Below are 6,810 nucleotides of genomic sequence, written 5' to 3'. Positions count from 1 at the left end.
CTCCCGCCCCGGCGACGGCATAACGCCATCCGCGGACGCCCCGGCCGGCGACGGCCTACCGCTCACCACCGAACAGCGCGCGCTGCTCGACCGGCTCGCCGCCGGTGACTCGATCGCCGCCGCCGCGGCCGCCGAGTTCCTCTCGCTGCGCACCGCCAACCGGCGCATCGCCGCGGCCCGCGAGGCCCTGGGCGTCCGCACCACCCGCCAGGCCGTCGTCGAGTACGTGAAGCGGCGCTAGCGGCAGGCCCGGTCCAGGAAGATGCCCAGCGCCGCGATCACGCCGCCGCTCACCGTCGTCGTCACCTCGACCGCGCGGGACGCGTCCGCGCGCGTCAGCGTCGTCCGTAGGCGTAGTTCGGTGTAGTTGAGGGCCTTGGCCTGGACGCAGTCGGTCAGCGACCAGCGGACGGTCACGATCGGCGTGAGGCCGTTCGTGACGTGGACCGGGAGGCCGTCGACGGTGGCGGCGAGCCCGGGGCCCTCGCTGCGGACCGCGCTGATGTCCCACGGGGGCGTCCAGTTCAGGCGGAACCGCATCGGGACGAACAGCCCGCGGTCGTCGATCACGATCGTGCCCTGCTGCTCGGCCGTCGACCACAGGCCGAAGTCGGCGTCGACGCAGGTCTGGCGGGCCGCGGTGAGCATCAGCGAGGTGTCGTCGGCGAGCGCGACCCGGACGCTGCGCGTCGGTCGTCCGGCCGGGGTGACCGACGCGGTGAGCGTGGTCGGGGCGCGGGTGAGGCCGCCGCCGGCGCAGGCGCCGGAGACGTCCATCGAGATCCAGGTGTCCCGGCCCGGCGGCAGCGAGATGTCGCGGCTGACCGTGCGCAGCGACGAGCGCAGCGGGGTGTCGGCCAGCTGGGCCGAGCGCAGCCGCAGCGCGGTCGCGCCGCGGTTCGAGACGACGACCCGGAGCAGCCAGGAGTCGCGCCCCTGGCCGCCCGGGGACTGGATCGGCACGACCCGGGCCGCGAGCGCGATCGTGTCCCGGCGCGACTGCTCGGTGAGGCGGGTGTCGTAGCTGTGGATGAACAGGCCGCCGAGGACGAGCCCGGCGACGAGCGCCAGCCCGACCCATCGTCGCCCGATGCTCCGCGGCCGTCGGACCGGCGGCTCGTCGTCTTCGCGAAGCCTGACGCGGGGGAGGCGATCCCACAGCGACGGGCGGCCATCGTCGCGGGGCGGCCGTAGCGGGGTGCCGGACTCCAATAAATCAGGCACCGGGTCGTCCCAGGAAAGGGGTGAACCGGACGGCACGGGACCGGTCTCCGCGGGCTCCTCACCCGGGGACGCATCGTCGCGCCGCCTGACCATAGCCCCAGCGTACGGCCCTGAGCGGTAGGGTGCCTCGGGCGTGAGGAGGACCGTTGATGGCGTTCACGGAGTGGGACCCGGCGGTGTACGGGCGGCGGGCGTCGGAGCGGGCCCGGCCGTTCGTGGAGCTCGTCGCCCGGGTCGGCGCGGAGCCGGCGACCGTCCGCGCGATCACCGACGTCGGCTGCGGGCCGGGCCACCTCACGCTCTCGCTCGCCGACCGGTACCCGAACGCGCGGATCACCGGGCTCGACTCGTCCCCGGCGATGATCGCCGAGGCCGTCCCCACCGACCGGGTGCGATTCGAGGTCGGCGACGCGACGACGTACCTCCCGGGCCCGGACGCCGACCTCGTCGTCAGCAACGCGGTGCTGCACTGGATCGACGGGCATCCCGACCTGCTCCGGCGGTGGGCCGACCACCTGCGCCCGGGGGCCTGGCTCGCGGTGCAGGTGCCCGGTAACCGCGACGCGCGCTCCCACGTGGCGGTCCGCGAGCTGTCGGCCGACGTCCGCTGGCGCGACCGGCTCACCGGCGTCGCCGAGTCCGGACCCGTGCTCGACCCGGCCGGCTACGCGGCCGTCGTCGCCGCGTCCGGCTGTGATCCGGACGCCTGGGAGACCACGTACCTGCACACGCTCCCCGCCGAGGGGGACGTCCACCCGGTGCTGACGTGGCTGGAGGGCACCACGCTGCGTCCGGTGATCGCCGCGCTCGGCCCGGACGAGTACCCGGGCTTCGCGGCCGCCCTCACCGAGCGTCTGCGGGCCGACTATCCGGTGGCCGACGGCCGGTTCCGGTATCCGTTCCGCCGGGTCTTCGTGGTCGCCGAGAAGATCGGCTGAACGAAACACGACGCCCGTAGGCTGGCACCGTGGGCACTCTCCATAAGGTCGGGCTGGTTCTGCACCCGGCGCGCGATTCGAAGCAGGCCATCGACACGATCCTCGACTGGGCGCGAGGCCGGGGGGTCGAGGTACTCGGCCTGAAGGACGAGGTCCAGCGGATCGACTGCGAGGCCGTCCCGGTCGACGCGTCCGAGCTCGCGGCCTCCTGCGACCTGGTCATCAGCCTCGGCGGCGACGGCACGATGCTGCGCGCGATGCGGATGATGCAGGGCCAGCGCGGGGCGATCCTGCCGGTCAACCTCGGGCGGCTCGGGTTCCTGGCCGAGGTCGACGTGCCCGACCTGGGCGAGGCGCTGGCCCAGATCGACCTCGGGCAGTACCGGGTCGAGCCGCGGTCGGCGGTGACCGCGACCGTGCCGGCCTGGGGCGCCGGGCCCGACACCGCGTCCCGGCTGCTCGCGTTCAACGACATCGCGCTGGTCCGGACGCCGGGGCACGGGCTGGCCTCGGTCGAGCTGAGCGTCGCCGGGCAGCCGTTCCTCCGGTACGCCGCCGACGCCGTGGTGGTGGCCACCGCGACGGGGTCCACCGCATACAGCTTCTCGGCCGGTGGGCCGATCATCTCGCCGACGGTGAAGGGCCTGGTCGTGACGCCGGCCGCGCCGCACTCGACGTTCAACCGGTCGGTGGTGCTGGACTGCTCGGAGGTGCTCGAGCTGACGGTGGAGGAGGGGAGCGGGGCGCTGGCGGTGGAGGTCGACGGGGCCGTGGGCGGTACGGCCGAGCCCGGCACGACGATCGAGCTGCGTACCGACCCCGATGCGGCCCGGGTCGTGCGGCTCGGCGAGGCCACGTTCTACCAGCGGGTCCGGCGCAAGCTCGGGATCGTGGACGGCGCCTCGTACAGCTGAGCGTCACACGCCCGGTCACACGGCGGGCGCGGACGCTGCGGGCATGTATCGGATCCTCGTGGCGGTGGCGTGTGCGGCCGCCTTACTGTTGCCCGGCACCGGAGCGGACGCGGCGGTCGCTCCGGAGCCCACGTTCAGCGGCTACCTGATCAACCAGCAGAGCGGCCAGTGCCTGACCCGGATCTCGCAGCGCCACGTGCACGTCTATCTGCTGATGCAACCCTGCGTCTACGACCAGACCCAGGTGTTTACCCAGCGGCCGACGACCGTCAAGGGTGGGTTGTTCGAGTTCGTCGACTACGTCGGCACCTGCCTGCGCGATCCCGACCTGAGCCGCGCGCCGTACTGCACGGACGGGCCCGATCCCGAGCAGGAGTGGAGCGTGGCCGCGGTGAGCCCGGGCGTCTACCGGCTGACGAACCACCTCAGCGGGCACGTCCTGGCGATCTCGGACGACCCGGCCGACCCGGCCCCGGGCACGAACTACCCCGGCTACGACGACGCGAGCGTCCACTGGCAGCTCCTGCCCAAGGACGCGATCTGAGGGCTCGTCCCGGTCGGTGCCATTTGACAGTGCCGGCGGTGGTTCGCCGCATAGCGTAATAAAAACGACAGAAGCCCCGCATCGGGAGAGCCGATGCAGGGCTTCTGTACTTTCCCCGGCCGAGCCGGAGGGGAACGGACGACCGGGGAAGTATCAGGGGCGGAAACCGCGGCTGGGGCGGACCAGCTTGACCAGCATCGAGAGCGTCTGGACGATCGTGAAGATCGCCAGGAACGACCATCCGACGGTCAGCACCCGCTCCTGCAGCCAGAGCGGAGCGTGCAGCCACCCGAAGACCGTGAGTCCGGCGAGCACCGCGACGATCGCGACCGCGGTGATGATGCGGCCCGGGCCGTTGGAGGCGCCGCGCTCGGCGCGGGCCTGGTCCTCCCAGCCGTCGCGCTTGATGCCGGCCAGGACGTTCGACCAGGACGCGGTGGTGCAGGCGAGCCGGAACCAGAGGTACATCTCGACCGGGAAGAGCAGCGCACCGGTGATCACGTCACCCATCGTGCGGTTCGGCATCTGCCACGCCACCCGGGCGTTGAGCAGCGACGCGATCACCGTCGGGGTCAGCCACCACCAGGACCAGACGAACTGGTGGACCATCAGCGAGAACGTGAGCAGGAAGAGGAACAGCAGCCGGGTGAGGCCGTTGGAGAAGAGCGAGAGCTGCTGACGCCAGAGGGTCGCGGTCCACTTCGAGAGCTGCGGCTTGGCCAGCAGGCGGGCCATGCCCTCGTCCCACTTGCGGCGCTGGGCCCAGAGCGAGCGGAACGTGAGCATCGCGCCGGCGTGCGCCCGGGCGTTGGGGGAGACCAGCGTCTCGTAGCGCATCGCCCGCAGGTCGCCGGTGAGCTGCATGTCCTCGACCTGCGCGGACGCGTCCCACGGACCGGTGGTGTTGTTGTGCTCGGTGACCCGGCGTAACGCATCGGCGTTGAACAGCGACGCCTGGCCGCCGAGGACGTAGGTGGTCCGGTTCTTCTGCAGCGCGTCCATCGTCCAGCCGGCGAACTCCATCCGCTGGAGGCGGATCAGCAGGCGGGCCATCGGCGTGGTGCCGAGGCGCTGGTCGAAGGTGTAGCGGGCCATCACGCCGCCGGCCTTCGGGGTGTTCGCGAGCTCCTCCTCGAGCTGCTGGAGGCAGTCGGGGGCGAGCTGGGTGTCGGCGTCGATGCCGGCGATGAAGTCGTAGCCGGCCTGCCAGCGGCGCCAGGCCTGGTTCAGCGCGCCGACCTTGCGGTCGTGGTTGTCGACGGTCCGCATCACCGTGACCCCGCGGTAGCGGCGGGCGATCTTCTCGGTGTTGTCGGTGCAGTTGTCGGCGATGACGACGATCCGGTCCGGGACCCGGGACTGGGTGAGGAGCGCGTCCAGCGTCTTGGCGATCGTCGCTTCCTCGTTGTGCGCCGGGATCAGGACCAGCATCCGGGCGGTGCGGCTGCGCGGGGGGCGGTAGCGGACCTCGTGGACGAAGCGGTCGACCGTTCGCTTGGTCTCGCCGAGCCGGGCGGCCCAGCGGATGGCGAACGACTCGTCGTCCAGGTCGGTGGCCTGCCCGTAGGGCATCGGCCTGGGGGCGATCACGATCTCTTTGCCGGCCATGGAGTTTCCCCTCTCCTTCGCTCCCGCGCCGGGTTCGGCGCGCTTTCACAGGCACAGACCGTCGAACGGGCCGGGAAATACGGGGTGTGGTCGCCGTCACAGTCAGGGGGCTGCCAGCGCGCTGACAGCGGGCTCCCTTTCCCTGGGGGCCTCGTCAGACGAAGGAGAAGACCATGACCGACGTACTCGTGATCGGCGCCGGACCGACCGGCCTGACCCTGGCGATCGACCTGGCCCGCCGCGGGGTGGGTGTGCGGATCGTCGACACGGCCGCGGGCCCGTCGAACGCCTCCCGGGGCAAGGGGCTCCAGCCCCGCACGCTGGAGGTCTTCGACGACCTGGGGGTCATCGGGCCGATCCTGGACATCGCCCGCCCGTACCCGCCGATGCGTGCGTACGTGGGCTCCGAGGTCGTCTGGGAGGGCGCCCTCGGCGAATCGCGGCCGGCGTCGCCGGACGTGCCCTACCCGAGCATCCGGATGCTGCCCCAGTCGATCACCGAGGCGATCCTCCGCGACCGGCTGGCCTCGTTCGGGGTGGCCGTCGAGTACGGGACAACGGTCGGCCACGTCACCGCGGACGCCACCGCGACCCTGGCCGACGGGTCGGTGATCGAGGCGGACTACCTGGTCGGCGCGGACGGCGGGCGCAGCACGGTCCGGCGCGCGCTGGAGATCCCGTTCCTCGGCGAGACGTTCGAGACCGAGCGGATGGCGCTGGCCGACGTCCGGTTCGCGCCCGGGCTGCTCGACCGCGAGCACTGGCACATCTGGGGCGACCTGGCCACCCAGGAGCTCGCGCTCGGCCTGTGCCCGCTGCCGGGTACCGACGTCTTCCAGCTCACCGCGCCGCTGGCGCCCGGGGAGGAGCCGTCGGACCTGCAGAACCTCGTTCTCGGTCGGAGTGGGCGGACCGACCTGGTGATCCAGGAGACGACCTGGGAGTCGCTCTACCGGGTGAACATCCGGCTGGCGTCGTCGTACCGGGTGGGCCGGTCGTTCCTGGCCGGCGACGCCGCCCACGCGCACTCGCCGGCCGGCGGCCAGGGCCTGAACACCGGCGTGCAGGACGCCTACAACCTGGGGTGGAAGCTCGCGAGCGGCTCGGCCGCCCTCCTCGACAGCTACCAGGCCGAACGTCAGCCGATCGCGGCCGCGGTGCTCGGCCTCTCCACGCTGCTGCTCCGCGGTGATTCCGCGGCCCCGCAGCGCGGCCAGGACACCGATCAGCTGGACCTGCACTACCGCGACAGCGCGCTGTCGCAGGACCGGCGCCGGGTCCGCTCCGGGCTGCAGGCCGGAGACCGGGCCCCGGACGCCGTCCTGCCGGACGGCACGCTCTTCGACCGCTTCCGCGGGCCGTCCCCGACCGTTCTCGTGTACCAGGCCCGTTATGCGGACGCTATCGAGCTGGACGCCGATGCGGCACGGACGTACGGGGTCGGCGGGGGAGGGTTCGTGGTGGTCCGCCCGGACGGGTACGTGGGCCTGCTCGCCGACGCGGACCAGGGTGACGCGGTGGCGGTTTATCGAACCACGCTTTTGTGATCCGTTTTACTCAGCGCGGGCCCGGCGCCGCCGAA

Annotated in this window: 6 protein-coding genes and 1 pseudogene; 5 read left to right on the top strand and 2 right to left on the bottom strand. The window is 72.4% G+C overall.

Going from position 1 to position 6,810, the window contains the following annotated elements; translation table 11 throughout:
* Positions 1–241: pseudogene (locus FL583_RS34745) on the top strand (LuxR family transcriptional regulator); the annotation flags it as partial.
* Here the strand turns inward: FL583_RS34745 and FL583_RS34740 are convergent.
* Positions 238–1,224: a hypothetical protein gene (locus FL583_RS34740; RefSeq protein ID WP_142709131.1), complete on the bottom strand. Its 987-nt coding sequence runs from the start codon at positions 1,222–1,224 to the stop codon at positions 238–240. The pseudogene FL583_RS34745 and the gene FL583_RS34740 overlap by 4 nt on opposite strands.
* Positions 1,225–1,373: 149 nt before the next feature.
* Between FL583_RS34740 and FL583_RS34735 the strand changes: the two genes are divergently transcribed.
* The 3 genes from FL583_RS34735 to FL583_RS34725 are packed head-to-tail and all read left to right on the top strand — an operon-like array spanning position 1,374 to position 3,620.
* Positions 1,374–2,162: a methyltransferase domain-containing protein gene (locus tag FL583_RS34735; protein ID WP_142709130.1), complete on the top strand. Its 789-nt coding sequence runs from the start codon at positions 1,374–1,376 to the stop codon at positions 2,160–2,162.
* 29 nt (positions 2,163–2,191) lie between these two features.
* Positions 2,192–3,076 (top strand): NAD(+)/NADH kinase, encoded by an 885-nt coding sequence (locus FL583_RS34730; protein ID WP_142709129.1) that lies wholly within the window; start codon positions 2,192–2,194, stop codon positions 3,074–3,076.
* 43 nt (positions 3,077–3,119) lie between these two features.
* Positions 3,120–3,620 (top strand): RICIN domain-containing protein, encoded by a 501-nt coding sequence (locus FL583_RS34725; protein WP_142709128.1) that lies wholly within the window; start codon positions 3,120–3,122, stop codon positions 3,618–3,620.
* 153 nt (positions 3,621–3,773) lie between these two features.
* Here FL583_RS34725 and FL583_RS34720 read toward each other — a convergent pair whose 3' ends face one another.
* Positions 3,774–5,228, bottom strand: coding sequence for a glycosyltransferase family 2 protein (locus FL583_RS34720; protein ID WP_142709127.1), 1,455 nt, complete (start codon positions 5,226–5,228; stop codon positions 3,774–3,776).
* Between the two features lie 173 nt (positions 5,229–5,401).
* Between FL583_RS34720 and FL583_RS34715 the strand changes: the two genes are divergently transcribed.
* Positions 5,402–6,775, top strand: coding sequence for an FAD-dependent monooxygenase (locus FL583_RS34715; RefSeq protein ID WP_142709126.1), 1,374 nt, complete (start codon positions 5,402–5,404; stop codon positions 6,773–6,775).
* Positions 6,776–6,810 lie beyond the last annotated feature (35 nt).

The organism is Cryptosporangium phraense, assembly GCF_006912135.1.
Lineage (GTDB): Bacteria > Actinomycetota > Actinomycetes > Mycobacteriales > Cryptosporangiaceae > Cryptosporangium > Cryptosporangium phraense.
This window is presented reverse-complemented; position numbering and strand designations above follow the sequence as displayed.